Below are 24,791 nucleotides of genomic sequence, written 5' to 3'. Positions count from 1 at the left end.
CGTAAACCCCAGTGGCTGCATCGCTGTTACCTCAAGCGCGCTTCTCCTTGACGTCACTAACAACACCGACGGTACGGCTCTGCTGTTCGCCGCGCCGGATTGCGCGGGCCCTGCACTTACCGGGATCGCTCCTGGGGACTCGGACACGTTCGTCGGCATCAGCATCAAAGTCATCTGACGTGCTCCCGCCATGACCGGCGCGCATTGCGGCCACTCGTGTCTGTGTCGGTAAGTGAACCGCCGGGCTCTCCGAGGCACGGAGGCATGACCCGTTACCGAGGGCCATCACCTCTCGACACGCACTGCTCTGTCCCGCGAACGTTTGAGCTCCGAGGCTTCCACAGCCCCTCGGCCGCCGTGCGGCCGAGGGGCGCTTCACTGTTTCTCGTCACTCCACGTGTGATGTCGCCGCCACGCCATTGGATGCGTTAGAGATCATCAACCGCGAGCTCGGCGAATGCAGGCCGGTCCGCCGCAGGCATGCCGCGAGATCGGCCCGGCTGTAGGCGATGCCGATGATCGTGCCGTCGGTGGATACGCGTCGACCGCCGGCCCGGGCCGACAGGGTGCACGATCACGGGAGGGCGTTTCTCCATGGTCCCCACGGTGCCGAGCGCGGCCGCCGCGCACATCAGCCGACCGTCGGTCGGATCAAGAGCCGCTTGGCGCGATTGAACGATGCGCGGCCGAGCCTGCTGGAGGACCGTCAGAGCCCGGTCACGGCCGTCGGGAGCGGCTGGTGCACGGTGGATGCCCAGGCGCAGCGCGGTTGACCACATGCTTGACCACTCCGGATTCCCGCAGGTCAGGAGGCTGATGGGATCGGTCACCTGCGGATGCCCGGCGATGACCGCTCAGCGTGCGCACGGCGGCCGGCGGGCGCTGGCGGTCATGACCGATCGGCGGCGTGCCGGTCATGACCGGTGACCGATGCAGAGCGATCGGTCACCGGTCACTGCATCGGTCACCCGTCCGGCATCGGTCGCGTAGGGACGGTGACCGATCGAGTCCGTGACCGCTCCTGCTGACCGGTCTCGAGGCTGCGCGTTCGTACGCCGGCCGCGCAGCGCTTCGGGGGTCGGCAGACCCGTCAGATTTTCTTCTGGCGTGCTGTCACATCTGCGGCCTGGCGGGTCCTTGTTCAGGGTGCGCGGCGCAGTGGGCGTCGGGTGGTGCCTGGAGAAGGGGCGGTTGCGGTGCGTAATCGGGATGCGGGGCTCGGCGAGCTGGGCGGGGATGAGCAGGTGCTGGTGGAGGCGCGGCGGCGGGCGATGCGGTTGGCGGTCGCGCTGGTGAAGGAGCCGTTCACTGCGGGCACGCTCGCCGCGTTGCGGACGTACCTGTCGCAGTACGCCGAGGGGGCGCACGCCGCGTTCGTGGCGCTGCAGCGGCAGCCCGAGGCGGCGTTGCTGCAGCGGATCGATGAGCTGAGCGGTGGCACCGCCGGGAGCCGGTCGTGAAGTGGCGCCGTACGGCAGCGAAGGCGCCGGCCGCCCGGGAGGTGGAGGTCGTGGAGCCGGCGGAGACGGGCTGGGCGACCACCTCGACGGGCGCCATGGCGAACTGGACGGCGCTCATCCGGTGGGGGGCGTGGGCGCTTCTTCTGGGCGGGCCGCTGCTGGGCGGTTGGGCGGTGGCGTCGGCCGGCGCGACCACCGTGACGCCTACGCGTGTGCAGTCGCCGCGGGTGGTCAGTGAGGACGCGGTGGGGCCAGCCGGCTTCGCCGAGCAGGTCGTCGCCGCCTACGTGCGGGCCGGCCAGGGCGCATCGAGCAAGGAGCTGGTCGCGTTCTACCCGCCGGCCGCGGACCTGACGTGGTCCCAGGAGGGCGGGGCGCAGCGGGTGGAGTCGACGTCGCCGGTGCGGGTGCGGAAGGTCGAGCGCGGCTACTGGTCGGTGACGGTCGCCGCCCGCGTGACCGACGAGGGCCGGGCGAAGAAGAAGCCCTCTGGCGGGCTGCGGTTCTTCCAGGTGCCGGTCCGTGCCGCGGGGGAGCGGTGGGTGGCGGCCACGCTGCCGGCAGAGGTGGCCGCCCCGACCGGCAGGAGGGCGCCGGAGCTGGGCTACGGGACCGAGAGCGCGGCCGTGCCCTCCGACCCGGCGGTGCAGACCCTGCAGGCGTTTTTCAACGCCTACCTGACGGGCCGTGGCGAGCTGGACCGCTACCTCTCCCCCGGTACCGCGCTGCGCCCCATCTCCCCTGCGCCGTACACCTCGGTGGGCCTCACGTCCGTCGCCGAGCACGACGGCAGCCCGGCCGAGTCGAGCCGGCGGCCGGGCGAGGGCGAGCGGCGCCAGCTGCTGGTGGAGGTCGAAGCCGGCGACCGGCAGGGAGCTGTGCGGCCGATGACGTACGCGCTCCAGCTGCGCGGACGTGATGGCCGGTGGGAGGTCGCCGCCTTAGAAGCCGCCCCCGCCCTGAAGACGAGTAGTGCAGCACAGAAGGAAGGAGCAGGCCGATGACCGGACTTGTGCAGATGGCCGGGATCTTCGATGACGCCACGGCGCTCGGCCAGCAGGCCATCACGTTCTTGAAGGTGATCGTGCTGGGCGGCATGTACCTGATGTCGATCGCCTGGGTGTGGGGCCAGACCAAGTCGATCGTGAAGGCGGCGGTCGCGGCGCTGGGCGGCGCGGCGGTACTGGCGCTGGTGTGGAACATGACCGCCGTGCGCGACAAGATCGGCGAGGACCTGAAGAACCCCGGCGCCGCGCCCACCGCCGTCGTCCGCGTCGTCGACCTCGACGCCGAGGCCGGGGAGAAGCGGTGAGCGCCGCGGGCGAGGCCGAGCCGCTGATCGGCCGCTGCTACACCCGGGCCCGCCGGCATCCGCTGGTGATCGGCAACTGGCCGGGCGGCGGCCGCATCTGGGGCGGCCCGTACACGGTGCCGCAGGTCGTGGTCATGGCGGTGACGTTCACGCTGCTGCTGCTCACGCGCTCGCTGTGGGCGCACCTGGGGCTGCTCGATGTGCTGCCGCTGCTGGGGGTGCCGTACGGGCTGGCGCTGGCCATGCGGCGGGTGCACATCGACGGGCGCAACCCGTTCGCGGTGGCCTCCAGTGCCTCCGGGCTGGCGCTGGCGGCGCCGGCCGGGCGCCTGGACGGCAAGCCCGTCCGTACGCGGCGGCCGCAAGTGGCGATCGGGGTGTGCACCGTAACCAGTCGGCCGACTGCTCCGGCACAGGAGCAGCCCAGCGCGGCCGGTGCGGCCGGCGCCGCGGCGATCATCGCGGCGCACCGGCCGGGCGGCCCGTACGAGGCCGAGCCGGAGTCGGCGCCGGAGCAGGCAGTCCCGCAGGCGGGGCCGGGGCGCGTGGCCTCGGGGGCCGGTGCGCTGCTGGCCCGGACCGCGGCCGCGCACGACAGCGGCATCAAGGGGAGGTAGCGCGATGCGGATTCCGGTCCGGCATGTCGCCGGCAATGTGATCTGGACGCGGCACGGTACGTGCTGGGCGATCTGGCGGGTGCAGGGCAGCGGCCAGGCGCAGACCTCCCGCGCGGTGAAGGAACGGCGGCTGCGCGCCCTGGAGTCACTGGTCAAGCAGTTGCACGGCGAGTCGATGCTGATGTCGCTGTGCCCGCAGGTCGACCCGGCCGACGTCGTACGACGCATGACCGACGGAGTGGACCTGGAGGCGTGCGAGCGGTACGCGCAGCTGGCGATGCGGGTGCTGGACCAGCTGGAGGAAGTGGAGCTGACCGGCCGCACCGACTGGCTGGCCGTCCCGCTCCCTTCGGGCGGGCCGCGGCAGGCGGCCCGCGCCGCGCTGGATGCGGCGTGCGCGGAGGTGACGCTGCAACTGGGGCTGCTGCCCGCGCCGGTCAGCGCGTCCGAGGAGCTGCGCCGCCTGGAGCAGGCCCGGGAGCTTGCCGCGCCGTGGCCGGCGACGGTCCCGGTGCGGCCGGCGAGCGAGGCGGAGATCCTGTGGATCTACGGGCACAGTGCCCGCCGCGGTGTCCTGGAGCCGCTGCTGCCCGCGCCCGGCGCCGAGGCGGTGCGCGGCCGCGGGCGGGGCGTTGCGGCGCTGGGCCAGGTGGTCCTCGCCGAAGGCGGTCTCCCGGCCGACGGCGAGGAGGCTGTGGCGGCCGAAGGCACGGCGGGTAAGGGAAGGTTCGGGCGGCGGTGGCTGCAGGCCAGCACCGAGTGGGGCGAGTCCTACCAGGCGTTCCTCACCCTGGCGCAGATGCCGGAGCGGTTCGTCTTCCCCGGCTCCGACTACCTCGCCTCCCTGGATGAGTTCGCCTTCCCCGTGGACTGGGTGATGCGGCTGAAGGTCACCCCGGGCAGCGTCGCGGAGGACAAGGCGCGCCGGCAGGCGGCCGAGCTGGCCAACCAGCCCGGCGAGTACGCCGGCGAGCCCTCGGGGGTGCCGGCGCATGTGGAGCAGGCCGCGGAGGACTTGGGGGATTACCGCACGGCGCTGACCAGTTCGCGCAGCGAGGTCGAGGTCCAGGCGATGGGCGCGATGTGCGTGTGGGGCGCCAGCCCGGCCGAGGCCGAAGCCCGGGCTGCGGACTTGGCCACGTACTTCTCCGACAACGACTACGCCCTGGTGCGGCCGCTGGGTGAGCAGGAGCGGCTGTTCTACGGCATGCTGCCCGGCTCCCGCACGCCGCGGATCATGGCGTCCTTCGCGCAGGTACTGCTGGCGCGGGACTTCGCGATGGCGGGGCCGTTCGCCGCGGTGGAACTGGGCGATGCGCGCGGGCCGCTGTACGGGCTGCAGCTCTCCGGCGGCGGCACGCGGCCGGTACTGACCGACTGGGCGTCGGGCCCGCGGAAGAAGGCATCGGCGTCGGCGGCGTTCGTCGGCGAGCTGGGCGGCGGCAAGAGCGTGGCGATGAAGGCCGCCGTCTACGCCATCCTCGCCGCCGGCCGGAAGCAGGGCCAGCCCGGCAGCCGCGGGCGGGCGGTGATCGTGGACCGTACCCCGCAGCAGGAGTGGGTGCGCTTCGCCACCGCCTGCCCGGGCACCACACAGGTCATCACCGTCGATGAGCAGGCCGCGGTCTCCCTGGACCCGCTGCGGGCGATAACCGAGCGCGCCGAAGCCCAGCGTCGCACCGAGTCCTTCCTGACACTACTGCTGGGCATCGCCCCCATGGACGAGACGGGCGTGACGCTGTCGGAGGCGATCGAGACCGTCCTGGACACCCCGGCGCCGTCGATGGCCGCGCTCATCACCGAGCTGCAAGAGCGCGGCAGCACCGACCCCGCAGCGCGGTCGCTGGCCCGGAAGCTGTCGGCCACGGCGCGCAAGGACCTGGCACGCATGATCTTCGACCCGACGCTGCCGGTGGTGGACACCACCGCGGCCGACACCGTCGTCTTCGCCACCGCCCACCTGGTGCTGCCCAAGGAGCACGAGCTGAGCGCGGACCGGCTGAAGTCGCTGGAGTTCGAGAAGGTCTTCGGCCGGGCGGCGCTGTATCTGATCGCGGCGCTGTGCCGGAAGGTCTGCTACGACCGCCCCGAGGAGTTCGCCGTCGCGGTGTGGGACGAGTGCTGGTGGCTGACCAGCTCGCCCGAGGGCATGGCGCTGCTGCTGGAGCTGGTGCGCGATGGCCGCAAGCACGGTGCCGGCGTGCTGGTCGGCAGCCACGACGCCGAGGACATCGGCCCCTCGGACAGCAACATCGGCCAGGTGATCCGCGGCCTGTTCCCCCGCAAGCTGCTGTTCCGGCAGACCGACAAGGCCCTCGCCCGCCGGGGCCTGGCCTTCCTGGACCTGGATCCCGACGACGCCCGCCTGGTGGAGCAGGTCACCACCGAGCTCTCCCCGCTCGATGTCTCCGATGAGGTGCAGGCGCAGCGGGCGGGCGAGTGCCTGCACCGGGACCTGTACGGACGGATCGGCGGCATGCAGGTCCTCATCCCCGCCGATCCCGAGGCCGCGGCGGCCATCCACTCCGACCCGGCGCTGGCCGCATGAGCCGGCGCCGCCCGGAAGGATCCGGGATCTCCAGGGCGCGGCGGCGGGTGCTGCTCGTCGCCCTGGTGCTGCTGGTGCTCGCCCTCGGCGGGGCGCTGGCCTCCCGGGCGGCGGCCGACCCGGTCCCCCAGCCGTCTGCGGGCGCTGCCCCTGCCGATCCCACCGCAGCACCGAGCCCGTCCGCGGGCGCCGACCGGTCGAGCGCGCAGCCGACACCGGCACCGACGTCCACCCCGGCTGCGCGCGATCCGGAGAAGGAGAAGACCGAGGAGCACAAGGACAAGGCCGAGCAGCAGCAGGAGTGGCGCAAGCGGACCGAGTCGTTTCGGAAGAACTTGAGCAAGGGCGGGGTGCTCGGCGCGTTCGAGGTCACCGACCGGCACGGCATCCCGATCTCCGCCTACCAGGTGACAGCCGAGACCGGGGACTGGTCGGAGTGGGACCTGAAGGTCGGCGCGTTCTTCGTGGACAACCTCTTCTTCGCCATCAAATGGATGATCGCCTTCTCCTGCTGGCTGATCGCCTGGGCGCTGTCCTTCCAGCTCGCCGCCATCCTGCTCAAGCCCGCCCTGACCGTCTCCCAGTCGCTGTACACCAACGTGCTGGTGCAACTGGGCATGCCCACGCTGTTCCTGACCGTCTCCGGGGTGGTGGCGGCCTGGCACTGGATGTTCGGCGACCGCTCCCGCGGCTGGGGCGAAGTCGCCGCCTCCCTGGTCATCTCCGCCCTGGCCATCACCACCTTCACCTCCCCGCCGACCCTGCTGCTCGGGCACCAGGACGGCGCGGTGGGCAAGGCCCGCGCCCTGGGCGTGGAGGTCGCCGCCATCGTGATGGACACCGACGGCCGGAGCCTGACCCGGCGCGGCCCGGACGGCACCAGCGCCTTCAGCCGCCCGATCACCGACAAGCTGGTCGACGCCTTCGTCATCCAGCCCTCGATGATGCTCAGCTACGGGCAGGTCTTTACCGGCAAGTGCGCCACGCAGTACACGCAGTCCCGCGTTGGCCAGGCACTCTTCCTCAGCCTGATCGACAAGCAGGTGCAGCGCTTCAAGGACCAGCCCGCCACCTGGGGCAACTTCGTGCCCGGGATGGGCGAGGACCTCGGCGACTTCCTGCGCGATAGGGCGGTGGACTACGCCAAGGAGCACTACGTCGACGATGACCCGGGGGAGAAGTTCGAGAAGGCGTGCGTCAAGGGCAACGTGGCGGAGCTGAAGAAGGCCAGCACCGACAAGATCGGCGGCGCGCTGTTCATGCTGCTGGCCGCCTTCCTGGTCTTCCTGCTCATCCTGCTGCTGGCCGGCACCTACCTCATCGCCCAGGTCTGGGTCGCGATCGAGGCGATGCTCGCCCGCTGCGCCCTGGTGATCGGCATCCTGCCCGGCTCCGGCCGCTCCTTCCTGTGGGCGCGGGCCGCCTCCATCGCCCGCAGCCTGGCCCTGCTGGTCCTGGTGGTGGTCGCGCTGGCCGCGTTCATCGTCACGGTCACCGCCGTGGTCAGCGCCAAGCCCACCGACATCCCCGGCGGCATCACCATCCGCTTCTTCGTCATCGACCTGCTGTGCGTCGCCGCGATCATCTTCCGCAGGCGCCTGGTCCGCGCCTCCCGCGGCTGGGCAGGCAAGGCCAAGGCCCGGATGAACGCCTCGAAGTTCGGCGGCAGCACCACACCCTCCGGACTCGGCAGCCCGCCCGCCAAGCGGGGCGGTGCGTGGACCTCGATGGTCGGCATGGGGCTGATGGTGGGAGCGATGGCCGCCACCGGCGGCACCTCCACCACCCTCTCCAGCGGCATGCGTCTGGGCACCGGCGGCGTACGCGGACTGCGCACCGCCCGGGTGGTCGGCGGCGGCATCGCCCGTACCGGACGGGCGGTGGGCCGGGTCGCCGACGGCGGTGTCCGCGCCGGCGTGCAGCTGACCCGGGTGGGTCTGCAGTCCACGATCGGGCTGCCGGTCTACGGGCCGCGCGCCGCCCGCCGGGTCACCGCCGCCGCCCAGGCCGTGCCCGGTCAGGTCACCAGCGCCGCCACCCAGCTGCGCGAACGGCTCACCGAGGCCCGCGACCTCTACGAGCCGCAGGTGCGCAGCTTCGCCGAGGAGTACCGGCGCGGCATCGGCGGCAACTGGATCGCCGGCCGCGTACGCAGCAACAGCCCCACGCCCCCGGCCGCGGTGCGGCCGCGGCGGTCCGGCCCGTCCCGGCCGGCGAACCCGCGGCCCGCTCCCCCGGCGCCCGGGACGCCGCGCGGCCGCGCGCAGCTGGTGCCTCAGCGCCCCGCCGTACCGCCGGCCTCCGCCCGGCAGGCCGACCTTCAGCAGCGGCTGCACCGCATCCGCACGCGGAACGCCACCGCGCGGCCGCAGCTGCCACCCGCACCGCGGCCTCGCACCGCACCGCGGCCCCGGCCCGGGGGGCGGCCGCGATGAGCGGTCCCGTCAAGGCCGGCCTGGGCTGCTTCGGGGGCGGCGTGGTGGCCCTGGTCGTGGTGCTGGTCTCCTTCATCGGCGCGGTGACCGGTGGCGCCGCCGGCCACCAACAGGCCGCCCAGGGCGCCACCGGCGCCCAGCCCGCCAGCCGCGCCGCGGTCGAGGACATCCCTCCGGAGATGCTGGCGCTGTATCAGCAGGCCGCGCCCACCTGCCCCGGGCTGGACTGGACGGTGCTGGCCGCCATCGGGAAGGTGGAAACCGACCACGGCCGGCACCCCACCATGCGTAGCTCGGCCGGGGCGGTCGGCCCCATGCAGTTCCTGCCGTCCACGTTCAAGAGCTACGCCCACCCGGTGCCGCCCGGGGGTAAGAACCCGCCCACCCCGTGGGATCCCGTCGATGCGGTCTACGCCGCGGCCCGCATGCTGTGCGCCAACGGTGCCCGCGACGGAGCGGATGTCTCCAAGGCGATCTTCGCCTACAACCACGCCGACTGGTACGTCCGCAAAGTCCTCGCCCAAGCCGCCGCGTACGCCGCCGGCGGACAGCAGCAGCCGCCCCCGGGGGACGGTGCGGCGCTCGGCACGAGGGGCGAGAAGGCGCTCGCCTTCGCTGGCGCTCAACTGGGCAAGCCCTACGTCTGGGGTGCCACCGGTCCCGACTCCTATGACTGTTCGGGCCTGACTCAAGCCGCCTGGAATGCGGCCGGCATCTCGATCCCGCGTACCTCCCAGGTTCAGCACACCGCCGGCCGTGCCGTGCCGCCGGGCCAGATGCGGCCGGGCGACCTCATCGTCATCAACAACGACGGGAACTGGGGGCACGTCGGCATGTACATGGGAGGCAATCTCATGGTGCACGCGCCCAAGCCCGGTAAGAGCGTGGAGGAGACCGACCTCGGCTACTGGCGGCAGTTCCCCTGGTCCGTACGGCGCGTGGCGTAGCCCCTCACGCCGGGGCTGGCCTGGCCGGGCATCCGGTTGCCCGACCACTCATCAGCACTGGTCAGAGGTGGGCAAGCATGTGGGCAAGCCCTCCTGAGGAGAGTGGCGTCACCGGTGATCGACAGCACCGTGCCGCACTTACGGGAGGACCTCATGCTCTACTTCTACCTGCTGCTCGGCGCCCTCGTCCTGCTCTCCTACAGCAGCCCCACCGACCGGCTCGCCAGTGAGACGACGGCCACCGGCGTCGACGTCCTGGTCGCCCTCGTCACCTGGTTCGTCGTGCTCCCCGTCTGGCCGCTGGCCGTCGCGTGGCGTGCCTGCGCCGCCGTGTACGACTGGTACGTCACCGCGAGCCGCCCGATCAAGGGCGAACTCACCTGGCAACTGGGGCATTTCTGGACACACCACGTTGTTCAAAGGACCCCGTCGGCAGGACGTTGTGCGACTTCTGGGAAGCGCTGGTCGGTGGCTGGTCGGCGCCGTGCGGGTGGGTGCGGGAGGCCCGAGGTCCCAGGCACGTCAGCGGTACCCGTACTGCGGCACCGTGGCCGGATCAGTCGAGGGCGCTACCGAGCCCGGTCAGCAGTACGCTTTGCTGCACCTCCGCGAGGAGCCGAGCACGGATCTGGTGTTCAACGGGGGCGGGCAGTCCGCGATGTCCCGTGATGCCCAATCGCACCGCTGCTCTCCTCTCGCGCCTACAGGTACACGCCGTACAGGCGGTCATCGAACTCTCGCACGACGCCCTACGGCTGCTGGCCCGTGCCCCGAAACTCACCCGGCTCGGCCCTGGACGCCCACCCGGCTCCAGGAACCGTCCCCCGAGCACCCCCTATGACGTCAGCAAAATCACCAAACACCCGCGAATTTCACCGAACGTGACGAATGAGGTTGAGGAACACCTCTCAGTTGTCGCGGGGGAAATCCTTCACTCGAAGTTCGGCCCAGACCCTTTTGCCCCAGGGGCTGCGGGCGGGGGCGCAGCCAAGCAGGTCGTATCCCCAGCGGTCGGCGTATGCATCAATCAGAAGCAGTCCGCGGCCGGTCTCGTCGTCCGACGTCGCCGCGCGTAGCTTCGGCGCCTGGGCGGACCGGTCAACAACTGCGACCCGAATGAACGTCTGTGACGGCCGGTCGACAACGATGCGGATATGGCGGCTGCGGGTGTGGCGGGCCGCGTTCGCGATCAGTTCGGTCACGATCAGCGCGGCCGGCTCGGCGAGGGATTCCAGTTCCCATGCCGCGCACGCCGTGGTGACCAGTTTCCGCGCGATCTCCGCCGTCTGCCTTTTGCACGGATGCGTCTCGCTGTATCCGGGGTGCCCCGTGGACCGGGGACGTGTCGTCATCGTCATCGCCATCGCCTTTGAGGACGGGGCCGCGCTCGTCCCCCACGGGGCGAGGGGACGGAGCGCGGCCGTCAACGGCCGATGTCGATAGGTGCGATCGGCCGGTATCCAACTCAACTCGCTTACGCGGCGGCGGGTAAGGAGGAAGGTAGAGGCAAGGGTTGAACTGGTTGAACGCACCCGGGGGTGCTGAATGGCTCGACGACCACGTACGCCGAATACCGCCCTCGCGGAGTTGATGCAGGCGGGAGGGATTGCAAACGCCCAGCTCGCGCGCAGAGTCAATGCGGCCGGCGCCGAGCTCGGCGTGCCGCTGCGCTACGACAAGACCAGCGTGTCGCACTGGCTCGCCGGGTCGGTCCCCAAAGACGAGGCACGGCCCGCGGTGACCGAAGCACTCTCGCGGCTGCTGGGACGCCCGGTAACGTCCGCGGAAATCGGCTGGAGCACCGATCCGGCCGAGGAGCGCGATGTAGTTGCGGGAGTGATGGCGCTGACACGAGCGGACATGGACCCGTCCCGGCGAAGCGTTCTGGGCGCGGGACTGTACGCGGCGACGCTGGCCGTCCCGTCCTTCGAGGACGTCGCCGGGCGGATACAGCACACCGCGGCAGGCCGCACGGTACGGATCGGGCCCGGGGATGTGGCAACCGTGAAGCGGATGACGGAGCGAGTCGCCGACATCTTGGACGAGCTGGGCGGCGCGCACGCCCGACCGATGGCCGCGGCTTTCCTCACCAACACGGTTGGCCCCTACCTGCGGGCGGACGGGTCTGCGCAGGTGCAGCGGGACATGTTCGCCGCTGCGGCGGACTTGACGTACCTCACGGGCTGGATGGCCATGTACGAGCGTGAGCAGGGCCTAGGGCAGACGTACTACCTCAAGGCGTTGCGTCTTGCTGGCCGGGCCGAGGACCACGTGACGTACTGCCGGACCCTGCGCGGCATGAGCCTGCAAGCAAGTCATCTGGGGTACGGGCCCCGCGCGCTCGAGTTCGCCGACTCCGCAGCCGAGGCCGCACCCGCCGCCGGCCCCCGCCTGGTCGCGTTCCTGCGGGGCCAGCAGGCGCACGCCGCCGCGATGGTCGGCGACCGGCGCCAGTCCTTCGCCCGGCTGCGGGAGACCGAGACCGCACTCGCACAGGCCGACAACCGGCGCGATGCGGTCGGCGGCTACGACGAAGCGGCCTACCACTTCCACGAGGCACACGTCCGGTGGTGTCTCAAGGACGGGGAGGGCAGCATCCAGGCCCTACGTCGCTCCAACCGGGCCCGGTCGCCTCAAGAACGACAGGGGCGCGTGCACTGCCTCGGGGTGATCGCACAGCGGCAGATGGCCATGCGGCACGTCGAAGCTGCCTGTACCACGTGGGACGAGTTCCTGGACGAATACCAGATGATTTCCTCCGCCCGCGGGGACGAGCATCTGGACAACTTGCGTGAGGGCATCCGCCCGTACAAGGCACTCCCGGCCGTCCGCACATTGTCGGAGCGGGCACGGGAAGTCGCGCGCCTCAAGGCAGCATGAAGAACGGCTGAGGGGCCCGCCGGACCGTGTCGGCGGGCCCCTCAAAACGTGAGGTAGCGCGCCCGCAGCAAGTCGGCCTCCGCCCGGCGCCCAGGCGTGATGTCTCATCTGAGAGCGGCGGCACGATGCCGAGCACGGCCGCGGCCTGGTCCCGGTCGTGAGGTTGGCCGACGCGTGGGGCGTCGAGACCCACCACCACGGCGGCAAGGCGGCAAGGCGGCGTGGTGCGTGTTCGAGACGGATGATTATGCGGCCGGCGTCGCGCAGCTGGCCGCCGCGTCGCCATAGAAGCGCCCCTGAGCTCCCGCCCCGGCCGACCCGTCGTGAATTGCCAAGATCGACCGGCCGGGGTGGGCCCAAGCCGGTCGGAAGGCACCAACACCAGGCTCCCCACCCACATCGGGATCCCGCCGGGGCGGAAGCGACGCCAGCTCTGCGGCCCCGATGGCCGCGTGACGGGAACGGGAAGCACTACGGCATAGGGCTGTTCCCTGCACTGGGAGCAGGAAAGGGTAGACAGATGGAACTGACCGTGTTTCTCCAAAGCGACGGCGGAGACAAGCTCCCCGGCGAGCCGTACCCCGGACCTCACCCTGCGCCGACTCCGGACGGCGGGCCCGGCGTTCCCAACCCACCAAATTGACCGCGTGACCACGGACACACCCGAGACGCGCCCCAGCCGTACGGGGCTGGGGCGTGCTCTCATGGCCAGCGGGTATCTGGCGTCTGACTGGGCCTCGGCGTTCGCATCGGTTCCCCGTGACGCGTTCCTGCCCGACCTGATGTGGCCCTGGGACATGGCCGTCGGCCGGAGCTTGCCCGTGCGCCGGACGGAGGATCCCGAGCAGTGGCACCGGTACGCGGACAGCGACGTACCGATCGTCACGCAATGGGATGACGGGCAGCACTCGGGCCCGGAGCCCGGCACGGTGTCGACCAGCTCGGCGTCGATGCCCTCGGTCGTGTTCTCCATGCTGCGGGACCTCGACGTACCGGCCGGCGCTCGGGTGCTGGAGATCGGCACCGGTACCGGTTGGAACGCCGCCCTGCTCGCGCACCGTCTCGGCGTCGACAACGTGACCTCGATCGAGGTGGACCAGGAGGTAGCCGACGCCGCCCGCGCAGCCCTTGCGCGGTTCGGCCTGCCGGTCGAAGTGATTACCGGGGACGGCGCCCAGGGGCACGCTGTTCGGGCCCCCTATGACCGAGTGATTGCTACGTGCGGTCTGCGGGAGGGCATCCCATGGGCATGGGTGGAGCAGAGCCGGCCCGGCGGCGTGATCGTTGCGCCGTGGGGCACGCACTTCTCCCATGGGGACGCCGTGGCCCGCCTGGTCGTGGCCAAGGATGGGCAGAGCGCGGCCGGGACCTTCACCGGTCCCGTGGAGTTCATGAAGTTCCGCGCTCAGCGCCTCCCTCTCATCACGCATGCCGAGTACGTACCGGGCAGCGTGGCCGCCGGGGAGGAGACCTCGACCGAGCTCAGTGAGGCGGAGTTCATCGGGGAGCAATTCACCGCCCAGCGGTTCGCACTCGGCCTCCGCGTACCCGACTGCACGATGGTCGTCGCGGACAAGAGCAACGGAGCCCGGCCGGTGTGGTTCTACAGCCTGTCGGACCGCTCATGGGCGTGCGCGATGTTCCGGGACGGTGACACGGCCCGCGTCTGGCAGTCCGGGCCCCGCCGACTGTGGAACGCCGCGGAGACGGCCTACCGGTGGTGGGCTGGTCACGGCAGCCCGGATCACACCCGTTTCGGTCTGGCCGTCACCCGCGAGGGGCAGACCGTGTGGCTGGATGATCCAGAGAACTCCTGGCCCCTCTGACCCGTCCGTAGACGTCACCCTCCGCCAGGAGATGCGTGGCGAGGGCGTGAGGCGTTCCGCGGGATGCTGAGCTGCGCCTCCTCTGGGGCCCCGCGCGTCGCCTTTCAGGTCAGGCTGGGGTCTCCGGTTGCGATCCGGTGCCGTGGGCGCGCAGTTCTTCGTTGATGCGCTTGGCTTCTTCGAGCTGGTCTTCGAGGATGATGATGCGGCAGGCGGCTTCGACCTGGGTGCCGGCGTCGACGAGTTCGCGGGCGCGGGCGGCGATGCGCAGTTGGTAGCGGGAGTAGCGGCGGTGGCCGCCTTCGGAGCGCAGTGGGGTGATCAGGCGGTGGTCGCCGAGGGTGCGCAGGAAGGCGGGGGTGGTGCCGAGCATCTCGGCGGCCCGGCCCATCGTGTAGGCGGGGTAATCGTCGTCGTCGAACTTGTCGGCGACGTGGGTACTGCGAGGGGGCATAGACCTCTTCTTTCGGGACACGTCCGAGGGGCCCGGATGCCGTGCCGGCACCCGGGCCCCGAGCTTTCAACACCATCTACCGGCCGGCTTGAGCCGGCCTGCGTTTTCCGTCTGTCCGCCTGGGAGGGCGGAGCTGCGGGGATCGCGGATTCTTGACCGGGGACCACCTTCCGTTCTGGGGTCTGCGGTACCCGGGCGGATCCTTCCTCGCCCGGGCAATCCTGATGGCGTCTGCTCCTTACCTCATTCGGTTACTCGATTGCACTGCTGGATCCTGCGGGTCCTGCATGCGGCTCCTTTGAGCCGCTCGGCCCGGCAGCCAGTGACGGGACCCACCACTTCCGGCCCCGCCACTCCGCTGCCGTTCCGGTGCGCGGCAGTTCGTCTCTGCCACGCCCTCTTCGACTTCCTGAGTACAAGGGAACTCTAACCCTGACATACGGCAATGTCTACACTCACCATGACAGTTTTTCTCCATGGCTGGAGTCGGGAGTTCTGCTACCTGAGCAGCCGGAAGAGTGTTGTTCCTGATGGAAGCCCGGTCCAGCCGGGCACAAGGCCGGACCAGCGAGCCAACCGACCAGGCGGGGTGTGAGCACATGAACCAGGCCGAGATGATCCGCACCGTGTCCCCTGCATCCCAGGTGGCCCTTGAGGGCGACAGCCCCGCCGATATCGCGCGTGCCCGCGGCGTGGCCAGCGCCTTTGTCAACGGGCCGGGGCCCGGTCCCCGAGACGGCGGAAACCCTCGCCCTGGTGGTCTCCGAGCTCACCTAACGTCCGCGGGAATCGGCTGGAGCACCGATCCGGCCGAGGAGCGCGATGTAGTTGCGGGAGTGATGGCGCTGACACGAGCGGACATGGACCCGTCCCGGCGAAGCGTTCTGGGCGCGGGACTGTACGCGGTGACGCTGGCTGTGCCGTCGTTTGAGGACGTCGCCGGGCGGATACAGCACACCGCGGCCGGCCGCACGGTACGGATCGGGCACGGGGACGTGGAGACCGTACGGCGGATGACGGAGAAGGTCGCCGACATCGTTGACGAGCTGCACCCGGCGACCGTGTCGGGGGTGTTTGCAGGGCCGGGCCGTTGACGGGCTTGCGGGGTATGCTGCAGAGGATCTCAGTTACTCAGGCATGAGGCCCGCAGCGTTGCTGCGGGCCTCATCTGTTTGCTGACGGTCAGCTCGCTACGCGCAGGACGGGTCCGCCTTCGGGCCGCGGGGGCGCGGCGTCGTACATGGGGACGCGTAGCCGGGCGAGACGGCCGGCCTTCATCTCGTGCAGGGCCTTGGCGATGGCCGCTTCCATGGCCTCGAAGCTTTCGTACTTGGCGGCGAGCGGGTGCACGTAGTAGCTGTTGCCGCCGCGCTTTTCGGAGTCGGTGCGCAGCACGACGTTGAGTTCCCGGAGCGGGGCCAGGCGGTTGCTCATCGTCTGCTTGGCGATGCCCAGGTCCTGTGCCATGGCGGCCTGGCTCTTGGGCAGCCGCCCTCCGGGCTCCATGATCTTGTACAGGTAGGACATGACCTGGATGGTGGGCGGAGGTACCAGGAGACAGAGTTGCGAGATGACCGCAGGGTGCATGCTCTCCATCAGGGGGTCCTCCTCGGTATGGTCGCCTGTGTAGGGGTGGGGGATATCATCCGGCGTTCGCCTCGCCGATCGCGCCGTGCTCCTGGTGCCTGTCGTCCGGGCCGATGGCGTAGGGGAACTTCGTCAGGTCAGGTGGCTCGGGTGCGGTGGGCGACAGGTAGAAGAGGACCTCTTGTTGGGCGGTGCTGTCGCCGCGGAACCACAGGCGCGGGTTGACGCGGATCTGTCCGTTGACGCGGCGCCCGCCTGAGGTGATCTGCTCCAGCCAGCCGATGTCGCAGAGCGATTTGAGGCACTTTCCGACGGTGTTGCGGGTGATGCAGCGGGCCCCGATGCGGGCGGCTTCCTCGTTCAGGCCGTCGGTGATCTGCTGCTGGGTCAGGTAGGTGATGCCGGTGTTCTTCTCCTGGCAGCCGACGACGTAGAGGAAGACCCAGATTTGTGAAGCGGACAGGCGGCGGGCGACGCCGAGCTGGGCGACCCGCTTGATGAACCAGTTCGAGCTGAGGCTGTAGCCCTCGTCGCCGGCCATGTCGTGGACGGTGTTCTTCTCGTACTCGAACGTGACGCCCTTGAGCTTCTTGCCCCGGCTCCGCTTGGGCGGGGCAGGTTCGCTTTGTTCCGGGACGGCGTGCTGAGCGGTTTGGGTCGCTCTCTCCTGCAGCTGGCTGCCGAAGACTTCGAGGATCTCGTCGAAGGCGGAGTCGTCGGCGGGCTTGAGCCACCGTTGCGAGTCCCCCCGACGTCGTGGTGGGGGTGATGTCACGGGACCTCCTTGTTACTCAGGCGCCTGCGACCCTATCGGAGAGTCCCGCTGTGCTGGACATTTGACACCCGATCAAGCGGGTTTCCCCAGGCTCTTGACTCGCGACGGTGATGGGGGGCCTTCCCGATCGACCGCAAAATGTACCTCTGTGCAGGACTTCCCAATCAAAGTACGGCTGGCAGGGACTTAAGGTGTTCGTCTCGACGCCTTTTGCGCGGAGGGCAGGCTGCAGGGCCGAAGCCTCTGGAAGCGGGGGCGGAAGTCCCCTCCAGGGAGACTTTTGCAATAAAGGTGTCGGAGTGCTTACCAAAGTTGCAGCAAAAGGTGTTCGCGCCGACACCCCGGCCGTCGCATTTCCGCAGGTCAGGAGGGGTGTCGCGCGGTCTTCCTCTTATGAGAGCCGCGCCGATCCCCGCCGCCGCGCGCCGTACCACCGCTCTCACCAGCCGAGGAGTCACGTACCACTTCTCCCCCACATCAACACCTCAGCCAACAGGCGTCACCACGAACAACCGGTACTCACGCGACGGCAGGTGCGGCTCACATCAGCCCCTACCGGCCGTAGCCCCGTTCATTCATGGCAACTGCCCAGGGAGGGCCGCCAGGGCCCGAGCGGTCAAGTGTGCGGGCCGCGAAGCGGTCTGCGCACTTGAGGGCAGGCGGCAGTGGCTGGTCCAGCGCAGCCGAAAGGCGCTGGTGGGGGGTCTGGGGGGAGGCGCCCCCCAGGGATGGCGGGTCCAGCGCCGCCTGGGCGCTGGCGCGGGTCCAGGGGCGCGTAGCCCCTGGGATCTACGGCCCGCAGTGGCCCTCTAAGAGACGTGCTGATTTCAGGACCCGTTTCCGGTGCCGCCCCCGCATCAGCACCCGCCGATCACGGGTTCCGATGCCCTGTCAGAGCTTTGCCCCGCGACAGTCGGTGCAGGCGGTATGGGCAGGTGTGGGCACATACGCTGGGGGTATGACGACGCGCGAGGAGCTGCACCGCTTGGTGGATGGGCTGCCGCTGGAAACGCTGGACAATGCGGCGACCGCGTTGCGTCAATGCTTTGCGGTAATCGGCGAGCCGCCCTTCCCGCGCTCGATGGGCATGCTGAGCGAAGCGCCGGAGGACCTGGCGACGCACGTTGACGATTACCTCGCCGAGGGCTTCGGCCAGTGACACGTTCCTGACGGGCGCCGGCGCCCGTGGCGACGCTGCCGGATCCGTCGACCCCCGACAGCGTCAGACGCTCAGCTGGCGATGACGAGCCCCGCGATCACCGCGACCACGGGCAGGGCGATCTCCATCCACATGGGTGCTTCCTCGTCGTCGAACAGCGTGACCCACAGGATGCTGGACAGGGCGCTGAGGAGAAGTCCCACTCCCGTAAAGATCGCGAGGATGCAGCCGGTCAGGTACTTTTCCTGGAAGCTCAGCGACAACTTTTCGATCTGCCCCCGAACCCGGATCTGTACCAGCTCGCCGCGCCAAAACCGCAACGCCGCACGATCACCCGGGCGCACCACGTCGTAGGTACCCTTGCCGATCGTGTAGGTCTGGCCGGCGCGCTCGCCGTCACGGCGCACCATCAGCGCGTACTGCAGCTCCGGATAGCGGATGGTTCCCCGCTCTGTCACGGTGCCGCGGGCGGCGACCAGGCAGCTGTTGTGCGGCTGCCCGGGGCGGCAGTTCTCGGCCCGCTGGAATGCCTTGATCTCACTGTAGGGATCTTGAATGAGCAGCAGCCCGAGGCCAATCATCAGCAGCCCGGTCACAACCATGGGCCACCGCACCCCGCGGTGCAGCGCGGCCCGTTCCTGCGGCGACAGCTCCCCCTCTTCCTCTTCACCGCCGCCGCTCACGGCGCGGACACCTCTATGGACGACACCTGCTCACGATCCATTACCGGTCCCCCGCTGCGTCTCCGGGCCGTCGCCTTCCGGTCTTCGCCGTCAGGCGCATACCCAACAAGAGAGCCTGATACGGCACCCCGAGTCGAGCCCGTACCGGTGACCTCACATGGGAACGCGGAGGTGCTCGCCGCGAGTCTTGCAGCGGGTAAGCCGACGCCGAGACGGTCGGGCGCTGCATGTGGTCCGGCTTGGGGTTCCTTCTGTGCGCATGGCGTGCGGGAGGTAGGACGGTCAAGTGCGCAGGATGGTTGTACGAGGCAAGCGTCCATGATCCGGCCCGGCAGTGACGCGAACACGCCGACGATGGACGAGACGATGCCGCTGGCCGCGCCGGATCGAAGCGCGCCGGCTCCCATTTTTCTTCGACGCTCCTGTCACATCCGAGGTTCTGCGAGTCCTTGTTCTGGGTGAGACGGCGCACGCCGTCCGGAACAGGGAGGCTCCGATGATGGAGATGCCGCAGGCAGGCGAGGGGCTGCTGCTCGTCGTGGACTTCGCCGTCGAACAGATGGGCTGGCTGCTGCCCGCCGTCGGGGTGGTCGCGCTGGTCTGGCTGGCCGGGTGGGTGTGGTGGCGGCGCCGGGCGGCGCGCGAGCTGGAGCGTCGGATCGCGGTGGAGCTGGTGCCGTCGGTCGACTTCGATCCATCGGCAGCCGATGTCCGGCAGGCCGCAGCGCAGCTGGCGCGGGTGCCGGCCGCGGCCGGGGCGCTGCCGCGGCGGGCGTCGGCGGTGCGGGTGCGCCTGGTCTGCGGGGAGGGCGGGCTGCTGCACTACTGGTGGGAGGGCCCGGAGCGGGCGTCCGGGGTGCTGCGCCTCCCGGCCTTCCCGCAGCAGGTGGAAGTGGTGACCGACGAACCCGGCGCCGCACAGCGGGTGCGGTTCGCCGCGGCTCAGCCGCTGCGCAAGGGCGGTGCCTGGTGAACGCTGTGCAGCTGGAGAAGAACACCGACGCGAGGGCGCTGTATGCGGCGCGGGCGGAGCTGGTGCTGGCCCGGCCTGATCACCGGGCGCTGCGTGAGGTAGGGCTGGCGCCGGATCCGCTGCAGCGGATCGCCGCGGCCTTCGCCGGGGTGCGTACCGAGGTGGGCGAGGAAGCCGAGCTGGTCCTGGACCTGGTGCCGGTCGCCGGCGAAGAGGTAGCCCGTCGACGGCGGAGGCTGATCGGCCGGGCGCAGCGGCGGGGGCATTCCGCGTACGGCGAGCGCCTGGGCACCGGTGGCCGCGGCGCTGGCGGTTGGGGGGCGGTGCTGATGGAGGGGTTGAACGGCGGGCGGCCGAGCGGCGCTGGTGGCACGGCGAAGGCGGTGCGGCAGGTGGACCTGGCCGACGGCGTGGGCAAGTTCGTGCCCGGCCAGACGGTGTTCGCGGTGCAGCTGCTGGTGCGCACGACCGCGACGCACCCCGCGCGGGCCCGAGCGCGGCTGCACCAGGTGCTGGCCGCGCTGGATGCCTGGTCGGGTGAGAACTGGTGGCGGCCGGTCGGGCCGCGGCGCCTGGGGTGGCGGCCGTACAGCAATGTGTGGTGGCGGCGCCGCTCGTTCGACCGGCGCCTGGCGCGCGGAGAGTTCGCGCCGGCCGGGCGTCAGTGGGCGACGGCCGCGGAGCTGGCCGGGCTGCTCAAGCCGCCCACGGCCGCGTGCGAGGCAGTGAATGTGAAGCGGTGCGGCGGGGTGGTGCCGCCGGCGCCGAGCGAGCTGCCGACCTGGAGTGGGCAGCCGGACGTGCTGCCGCTGGGCCGGGTGACCACCGCCGACGGTCGGCAGCGCCTGGCCGGTGCGCGGGTGGGCGACGTGCTTTTCGGTGCATTCTTCGGCCGGTCCGGGTTCGGGAAGACCGAGCTCGGGCTGCTGCAGGCCATCGCTCGTGCGTACGCGGGCGATGGGGTGTGGTTCCTGGACCCGCACGGCGAGGCGCTGGCCCGGGCCCGGCCGTACCTTGCCCATCCCGCCATCGCGGCGCGGATGTGGGAGATCAACCTGGCCAAGCCGAGGTTGGACGACCGGGTGACGTCCTGGAATCCGCTGTCGATGGCCGGGCGGCGCGCCGAGGACGTCCAGGACGTCGTCGGCGCGGTGGTCGGCGCGATCTCCACGGCGCAGGGCTGGGGCGACCATCCGCGGGCCCGCACGATTTTGTCCAAGGCGGTGCGCCTGCTGGCCGAGCTGTCGTATCGGATGTGTCAGGACGGCCGGCCGGACCTGCAGCCCACGCTGTTCCAGATCCCGCAGCTGCTCACCGACGAGCTCTGGCGGCAGGAGATCCTCGCGCACCTCGACCCCGCGCTCGGCGCCTTCTGGCGCACCACGTTCCCGAACATGGATGCCAGCGCGGTGCCTACGGTCACCTACGCGCTGGAGAGGCTCGAGAACTCCCTGAGCCTCAAGGCGTTCCTGGGCAATCCGATCTCGGCGTACGACGTGCGGCGCGCCATGGACGAGCAGCAGGTCGTCTTCGTCGCCCCGTCCGGTACCGGCGACGGCGATGAACTGATCACCTCGCTGCTGCTGTTCGACCTTTTCCGCGCGGGCCTGAGTCGCCAGGACACCCCCGTCGCCGACCGGCGGACCCTGTGGGCGTGGGTGGATGAGCTCACCGCGGTCGACGGCGCCTCGCACGGCTCGGTCGCCAAGATCCTCGAACAGCTCCGCAAGTACGAGCTCCGCTTCATGGGGATGACGCAGATGGCCATGCGGCTCAGCGACACCACCCGGGCAGCATTGATGCAGAACCAGTCCCTGCTCTCCGCCACCGGCGCCGACTTCGATGAGGCCGCCTACGTCGCCAAACGCCTGGATGGGATCGCGCCGGCGACGCTGCAGGACATCGACCGGTACGCGTACGTGATGACGTGCATGCACCGCGGCAAGCGCACCCCGCCCTTCCAGGTCCGCGGCGTGCCCATCGACCAGGTCCTGGCCGACTACTACAACCCCGACGGCCTCCCGGCGCTGGACGCCGCGATCGACACCAACCTCGGCCGGCGCACCGTCGCCGACATCCTCGCCACCCAGCGGGACCTGGCGCAGAACATCGCCGACCACCTCGCCACCGGCCAGACCGCACGCCCCGATCCCTCGGCGGCCGGCGACATCGTCCACCACTTCGCCCGCACCCCCTGAACCACACGGACCCGAGAAGGAGTTGTCGTGCCCGATTCGCCGTCTCTCTCGCGGCCAGTGGGCGGGTTGTCGCCACTGGCCCAGGAACTGCTGCCCGTGCTCTACCGGCACCGGCTGCTGTCGACCAGCCAGCTGCATCAGCTGCTGACCCCGACGGCTACTTCCTCCCGCTATCTGCGCCGGCTGCTCGGGCGGCTGCGCGCCGAGCGGCTGGTGGCGGCCACCGAGCGGCGCACCGTGGGCCGCAGCGAGCTGCTGTGGTACGCCACTCCCCTGGGCTGCGAGATCGTCGAGGCCGGGCGCGAGCTGGCCCCGCGCGCCTACCGGATGACCGAGCAGGCCGCGGCCGGTCAGCTGCAGGAGCACACCCTGGCCGTCAACGCCACCGGCCTCGCCTTCGTCACCCACGCGCGGCGGCTGGGCGATGACTGCGGCCCGCTGGACTGGGACCCCGAACTCGCCCACCGCATCCGGGACGGCGAGGACCGGCTCGGCGATGAGGCATTCCTGGTGCCCGACGCCGTCATCCGCTACGTACGCAGCGACCGGGAGCAGCGGATGCTGCTGACGTTCTTCGCCGAGATCGACCGGGCCACAATGAGCGTGGCGGACCTCGCCGGCAAGCTCACCCGCTACGCCCGCTACTCCTCCTACGTCCCCCAAGTCCTGGTCGGCGGCCGCCGTCGTACGGTGCGGACCACCACCCGCGAGGCGTGGCGGGACCGCTACCCCGCCTTCCCGCGCATCCTGCTCGTACTGACCGGCGCACCGCCGGCCGCGCTCGCCCGCCGCACCGCGGACCTACGCGCCCTAGCCGCCGCCGACGGCCGCCTCCACCACGCGGCCGGTCAACTGCAGGCCGGCATCACCACCCTGACCCAGCTCCAGCAGCACGGTCCCTTCGCCCCCATCGTCACACCGGTCCTCGGCGATCCGGTGCCCACCGACGTCCTGATGCGCCAGCCCAGCGCTGCCGCAGCATGAAGGCGCTGCACGTCGTTTTCGGGGCCGCCGCGGCTTCTTCGAAAGCCGGGGACCCGCACAGGAGGCGTGCGACGAGCGGGATGGGGCCGACCTGCAGCAACTGGCAGAATCAGGCGTCCGGTTGGGAAGAGCAACGGAACGACGCGAAAGAGGCTGGTATCCGCGATGTCCGACCGTTCGCTTCGACCTCCTGCCGTGTGCGGGCTCTGGCGGGCGGCATATGCAAAGCCGGGTGGCGATCAGCGAGGTCACTCTCTGGGCATGTGCAATAGATTTGCGTAGCGTATGGATCCGGTACGACCATGCGGGCGGCCGAGCAGCGCCGCCGCAAGACCGCTGTCACGCCTTGGCGCAGGTCAAGGCGTATTCGTGAAGAGGTACGGGGAGGCGCAGTGAAGCAGGCGGCACGATCGGCGCGAGTTAGCGTTAGCAATCGAAATCAGAACCGACCAATCGTGCTGTTTCTCGCTGCGTGCACGCTCTTCGCTGTATCCGCGTGCGGTACTGATAGCGAGGGCACACCCGAAAACAAGCCGAAGAGCAAGCCGTCGCCGACTGTGTCGGTCGACCCGCAGGCCGCGGAGAAGAAGCAGGTGCTGAAGGTCTACCGCAGCATGTGGGAGACCAAGAACCGCAGCTTCGCGAAGGCGGAGCTCGACCCTGATGTGAAGAAGTACGCTAGCGGAAAAGCGCTCGGCGACATCAAGGTGACGACCCTGTACTACGAGGGCCGCGGACACGTAATGAAGGGTGAGCCGATCCTCCACCCCGAGGTGACGGCCATCGACACCAAGTCCAAGCCGGCGAAGGCCACCGTCGAGGACTGCGTCGACTCCAGTCACTACGACGAGGTCGACAAGAAGACGGGCAAGAAGGTCGACTTCGGCGATGGCCCTCGTCGGCACCCGAACAGCACCACTCTCCGGATGATCGGCGACAAGTGGTTCGTCTGGGAGACCAGCATCGACCGGGAACGGTCATGCTGACCCGACGTTTGGTCGCCGCACCGGCCGCGCTCGCCCTGCTGCTCGGCGCTGCGCCGGTCGCGCTCGCCGACGGTGACGGCAGCGGGGACGGCAGCGTCGGCGTCGGCTGCGCCCCGATGGCTCAGGACTGCGAAGCACATGCCAAGCAGTTCGGCAGTTCAGGCGGAGAGGCGCCGGCCAAGTCGACGCAGCCCAAGCCCGTCGGCAAGTCGGGGAAGAAGGCCAGCAAGCAGAAGTGCATGATCGGCGAGCAGGAAGTGCCCTGCGACCGTCCGGACTACGGCCACTTCAATCAGGCCGACATGTGCTACTGGGCTCCCATGGATCCCCAGCCCCCGGCCAATGACCCGCTGTGGCAGGAGGCCGGCGCCCCCGCAGGCTGGAAGCCCGGCGACGGAGGGAAGTTGTACGAGCGCGCCTGCTTCGGCCAGCTGGAAAGCGGCGTACGCTTCGCGGCCACCGATCCCACCGGGGCAGCAGTCGACCCGGCCGTGCTCGCGCGGGAAGCCGTATCCAAGATGACGCTGCGCGGCGCGAAGATCGGGATCACGCCGAAGCCCGGCGGCAAGGGCGTGGTCGGCATGCCGGTGTACATGTGGACTGCCAAGGACGCCGAACACTGGGGCCCGAACACCGCCAGCGCCTCGGCGGGCGCGGTCACCGTCACCGCGACCGCGAAGGTCAAGAAGATCGTGTGGAAGATGGGCGACGGCAAGAGCGTCACCTGCACCACCGCCGGCACTCCGTACAAGTCCTCCTACGGCAAAGAGCCGTCGCCTGACTGCGGTTACCGCTACACCCAGCCCTCCAGCTCCCAGCCGGGCGGGAAGTACCACGTGACCGCCACCTCCACCTGGTCCATCGACTGGGCCGGTGCCGGGCAGAACGGCCAGCTCACCGAGATCCGCAACGCTTCTGTGGACATCGCGGTCGGCGAGGTCCAGGTCCTCAACTGACCCTCCGGCCC

At 70.3% G+C, this 24,791-nt stretch carries 22 protein-coding genes; 16 read left to right on the top strand and 6 right to left on the bottom strand.

The window, feature by feature from the left end:
* Positions 1–1,196: 1,196 nt before the first annotated feature.
* The 7 genes from AB0I82_RS35915 to AB0I82_RS35885 are packed head-to-tail and all read left to right on the top strand — an operon-like array spanning position 1,197 to position 9,319.
* Positions 1,197–1,460, top strand: coding sequence for a hypothetical protein (locus AB0I82_RS35915; RefSeq protein WP_363261700.1), 264 nt, complete (start codon positions 1,197–1,199; stop codon positions 1,458–1,460).
* Complete coding sequence (locus tag AB0I82_RS35910) at positions 1,457–2,464, top strand: conjugal transfer protein (protein ID WP_363261699.1); 1,008 nt, start codon at positions 1,457–1,459, stop codon at positions 2,462–2,464. The genes AB0I82_RS35915 and AB0I82_RS35910 overlap by 4 nt, the downstream gene beginning before the upstream one ends.
* A complete protein-coding gene (locus AB0I82_RS35905; RefSeq protein ID WP_363261698.1) occupies positions 2,461–2,772 on the top strand; it encodes a hypothetical protein in 312 nt (103 codons plus the stop codon). Before AB0I82_RS35910 ends, AB0I82_RS35905 begins: the two co-directional genes overlap by 4 nt.
* Positions 2,769–3,389 carry a hypothetical protein gene (locus AB0I82_RS35900; RefSeq protein WP_363261697.1) on the top strand — a complete coding sequence of 207 codons (621 nt, stop codon included), beginning with the start codon at positions 2,769–2,771 and terminating at the stop codon, positions 3,387–3,389. The genes AB0I82_RS35905 and AB0I82_RS35900 overlap by 4 nt, the downstream gene beginning before the upstream one ends.
* A gap of 4 nt (positions 3,390–3,393) precedes the next feature.
* Positions 3,394–5,937 (top strand): ATP-binding protein, encoded by a 2,544-nt coding sequence (locus AB0I82_RS35895; RefSeq protein WP_363261696.1) that lies wholly within the window; start codon positions 3,394–3,396, stop codon positions 5,935–5,937.
* On the top strand, positions 5,934–8,372 hold the full coding sequence (locus AB0I82_RS35890; RefSeq protein ID WP_363261695.1) for a hypothetical protein: 2,439 nt from the start codon (positions 5,934–5,936) through the stop codon (positions 8,370–8,372). Before AB0I82_RS35895 ends, AB0I82_RS35890 begins: the two co-directional genes overlap by 4 nt.
* Positions 8,369–9,319: a bifunctional lytic transglycosylase/C40 family peptidase gene (locus tag AB0I82_RS35885; RefSeq protein WP_363261694.1), complete on the top strand. Its 951-nt coding sequence runs from the start codon at positions 8,369–8,371 to the stop codon at positions 9,317–9,319. The genes AB0I82_RS35890 and AB0I82_RS35885 overlap by 4 nt, the downstream gene beginning before the upstream one ends.
* Positions 9,320–9,516: 197 nt before the next feature.
* Here the strand turns inward: AB0I82_RS35885 and AB0I82_RS35880 are convergent, their stop codons facing one another.
* On the bottom strand, positions 9,517–9,699 hold the full coding sequence (locus tag AB0I82_RS35880; RefSeq protein ID WP_363261693.1) for a hypothetical protein: 183 nt from the start codon (positions 9,697–9,699) through the stop codon (positions 9,517–9,519).
* A gap of 528 nt (positions 9,700–10,227) precedes the next feature.
* Positions 10,228–10,677, bottom strand: coding sequence for an ATP-binding protein (locus AB0I82_RS35875; RefSeq protein WP_363261692.1), 450 nt, complete (start codon positions 10,675–10,677; stop codon positions 10,228–10,230).
* 187 nt (positions 10,678–10,864) lie between these two features.
* Between AB0I82_RS35875 and AB0I82_RS35870 the strand changes: the two genes are divergently transcribed.
* Entirely contained in the window at positions 10,865–12,199 is a 1,335-nt protein-coding gene (locus AB0I82_RS35870) for a hypothetical protein (protein WP_363261691.1), read from the top strand.
* 704 nt (positions 12,200–12,903) lie between these two features.
* Positions 12,904–14,025 carry a methyltransferase domain-containing protein gene (locus tag AB0I82_RS35865; protein ID WP_363261714.1) on the top strand — a complete coding sequence of 374 codons (1,122 nt, stop codon included), beginning with the start codon at positions 12,904–12,906 and terminating at the stop codon, positions 14,023–14,025.
* Between the two features lie 109 nt (positions 14,026–14,134).
* Here the strand turns inward: AB0I82_RS35865 and AB0I82_RS35860 are convergent, their stop codons facing one another.
* Positions 14,135–14,479 (bottom strand): MerR family transcriptional regulator, encoded by a 345-nt coding sequence (locus tag AB0I82_RS35860; RefSeq protein WP_363261690.1) that lies wholly within the window; start codon positions 14,477–14,479, stop codon positions 14,135–14,137.
* A gap of 839 nt (positions 14,480–15,318) precedes the next feature.
* Between AB0I82_RS35860 and AB0I82_RS35855 the strand changes: the two genes are divergently transcribed.
* Entirely contained in the window at positions 15,319–15,573 is a 255-nt protein-coding gene (locus AB0I82_RS35855; RefSeq protein WP_363261689.1) for a hypothetical protein, read from the top strand.
* A gap of 88 nt (positions 15,574–15,661) precedes the next feature.
* Here AB0I82_RS35855 and AB0I82_RS35850 read toward each other — a convergent pair whose 3' ends face one another.
* A complete protein-coding gene (locus AB0I82_RS35850; RefSeq protein WP_363261688.1) occupies positions 15,662–16,075 on the bottom strand; it encodes a hypothetical protein in 414 nt (137 codons plus the stop codon).
* Between the two features lie 46 nt (positions 16,076–16,121).
* Entirely contained in the window at positions 16,122–16,841 is a 720-nt protein-coding gene (locus tag AB0I82_RS35845; RefSeq protein ID WP_363261687.1) for a hypothetical protein, read from the bottom strand.
* 958 nt (positions 16,842–17,799) lie between these two features.
* Between AB0I82_RS35845 and AB0I82_RS35840 the strand changes: the two genes are divergently transcribed.
* Entirely contained in the window at positions 17,800–18,000 is a 201-nt protein-coding gene (locus tag AB0I82_RS35840; protein ID WP_363261686.1) for a hypothetical protein, read from the top strand.
* A gap of 71 nt (positions 18,001–18,071) precedes the next feature.
* Here the strand turns inward: AB0I82_RS35840 and AB0I82_RS35835 are convergent, their stop codons facing one another.
* The gene (locus AB0I82_RS35835) at positions 18,072–18,683 is read right to left on the bottom strand and encodes a hypothetical protein (protein WP_363261685.1); all 612 of its coding nucleotides are present in this window, start codon (positions 18,681–18,683) and stop codon (positions 18,072–18,074) included.
* 496 nt (positions 18,684–19,179) lie between these two features.
* Between AB0I82_RS35835 and AB0I82_RS35830 the strand changes: the two genes are divergently transcribed.
* The 5 genes from AB0I82_RS35830 (at position 19,180) to AB0I82_RS35810 (ending at position 24,780) form a co-directional block, all read left to right on the top strand.
* The gene (locus tag AB0I82_RS35830) at positions 19,180–19,656 is read left to right on the top strand and encodes a hypothetical protein (RefSeq protein WP_363261684.1); all 477 of its coding nucleotides are present in this window, start codon (positions 19,180–19,182) and stop codon (positions 19,654–19,656) included.
* Positions 19,653–21,854 (top strand): ATP/GTP-binding protein, encoded by a 2,202-nt coding sequence (locus tag AB0I82_RS35825; RefSeq protein WP_363261683.1) that lies wholly within the window; start codon positions 19,653–19,655, stop codon positions 21,852–21,854. The genes AB0I82_RS35830 and AB0I82_RS35825 overlap by 4 nt, the downstream gene beginning before the upstream one ends.
* Before the next feature lie 27 nt (positions 21,855–21,881).
* Entirely contained in the window at positions 21,882–22,838 is a 957-nt protein-coding gene (locus AB0I82_RS35820) for a replication-relaxation family protein (RefSeq protein WP_363261682.1), read from the top strand.
* Between the two features lie 455 nt (positions 22,839–23,293).
* The gene (locus AB0I82_RS35815; protein ID WP_363261681.1) at positions 23,294–23,824 is read left to right on the top strand and encodes a hypothetical protein; all 531 of its coding nucleotides are present in this window, start codon (positions 23,294–23,296) and stop codon (positions 23,822–23,824) included.
* Positions 23,818–24,780 carry an ATP/GTP-binding protein gene (locus tag AB0I82_RS35810; protein ID WP_363261680.1) on the top strand — a complete coding sequence of 321 codons (963 nt, stop codon included), beginning with the start codon at positions 23,818–23,820 and terminating at the stop codon, positions 24,778–24,780. The genes AB0I82_RS35815 and AB0I82_RS35810 overlap by 7 nt, the downstream gene beginning before the upstream one ends.
* Positions 24,781–24,791 lie beyond the last annotated feature (11 nt).

Origin of the sequence: Streptomyces sp. NPDC050315 (assembly GCF_040655775.1) — a bacterium.
Lineage (GTDB): Bacteria > Actinomycetota > Actinomycetes > Streptomycetales > Streptomycetaceae > Streptomyces.
The sequence above is the reverse complement of the archived record's forward strand: the minus strand, read 5'-3'. Positions and strand labels throughout refer to the sequence as shown.